General features: G+C 42.9%; 2 protein-coding genes. Both read right to left on the bottom strand.

Going from position 1 to position 1432, the window contains the following annotated elements:
* Nucleotides 1-21 precede the first annotated feature (21 nt).
* Nucleotides 22-855, bottom strand: coding sequence for a hypothetical protein (locus H3R33_RS09025; protein WP_198185739.1), 834 nt, complete (start codon nt 853-855; stop codon nt 22-24).
* Nucleotides 852-1432: hypothetical protein (locus H3R33_RS09020; RefSeq protein ID WP_198185741.1), on the bottom strand; the 581-nt coding region annotated here is incomplete at its 5' end. The genes H3R33_RS09020 and H3R33_RS09025, both read right to left, overlap by 4 nt.

The following is a 1432-nucleotide window of genomic DNA, read 5'->3' as shown; positions in this document are numbered from 1 at the left end:
ATTATATGAGAATATGATGTTTTATTTATCATCGGTGATTTTGGTTACCTGGAAGAAAGGCTGGCTGATTTGAATGACACGTTTTTTACCCAGCAAGTTGGGATATTGATACAATATCGATGAGGTCAAATGGTTTTCGATATAGTCCGGATCTCGTGCACTTGTGGTCATCGTACCCACACCGTAAAAGATTGTTTCATAATGGGAGGTATCTAGCCAATAACTGTCGGGAAAAATACATAGATCAGCACTCAAAGAGGAATTATTGCATTGGTAAAGGGGATTGTCTTTACCAATAGGCCTTACCAGTTTAATTCCTATAGCCACCTTATTCATGGTAACCTCATCGACATGGTTTGTCCACATGGTGGTTGCACCTGTGCCTGGATCACTTGAATATGGTTCGTTGGATATAAACCTTTGTGTATAGGTATTAACTAATCTAGAATCAACCAATGCGAATACGGTTGGTTTTCCTCCATGTGTCATGGCATATTGTGTATTACCCTGGTCATCAATCCAGTCTATTTTTTTTGGTTTACCAATATCATTTGAACTAAAACCAGTATCTGTTAACTGATAGCCTAAAGCCTGCAATCTCTCTTCCGTATCAAGTTTGGCTGTCATTATATATGCAGCTAGTTTAGCATTTTTTTCCCAATCATCTTCTGCAGCACGTGTTTTTTCAACATAATTTTTAAGTCTATCCGGAACAACGACCCTGATTACATCATCCGTTTTGGAAAGGGGTTTCGCTGTCCCTTTCTCGTTCCAGATAGGAATGTAAAACTTGTCGGTACAGGCGGTTAGAGATAAACACATCATCACTAAACTTGCCAAAAAATAAAGTCTCATTTTGTATCCCCTTTCTGTTCAGTCTGCTCCGGGTTCCCGTCAGCCTGTTCGGCTTTGGGTTTCGACCCCGCTTTATCGGCCGGCTTTTTGCCCCTGTTTTTGCCCTTCTCAATTTTGGGTGCACTCTGGGCAAGCCCTGTCAGACCACCCGTGATGGCGTCAATGGCTGTGTTGGTGCCATTGAGATTGTCACTGCCACCCATGATGCCGGTAATCGCACTCGCACCGCCAATGATCCCGGTATGGATTATGCCGCTGGCTATCTTGTTTATGTCCGTCGTGTCATCGTATTTTATATTTGAATTTGTTTTTGCAACTTCATTTTGTTTTGATGAAGAATTATATATTTTCTGACCTGTTAATCCTTTTTGATTTGTATTATTTACATCTTTATTTTTGTTTTTAGGGTCTAGAGGGTTTATATCCTTTCCGAAAGGACCATCAGGGAAGAAGTGGTTATAGATGATGTTGCCAGCCAAACCACCGGCTGCACCCGCGGCCGTTGGCCCGACATTGCCACCCCCCATGATCGCCCCGCCAATCGAGGACGCGGCCCCGACTATCGCCGTGGCGTTCG

It is taken from the genome of Commensalibacter sp. B14384M2 (genome assembly GCF_016101865.1).
In the GTDB taxonomy this organism is placed as follows: Bacteria; Pseudomonadota; Alphaproteobacteria; order Acetobacterales; family Acetobacteraceae; genus Commensalibacter; species Commensalibacter melissae.
This window is presented reverse-complemented; position numbering and strand designations above follow the sequence as displayed.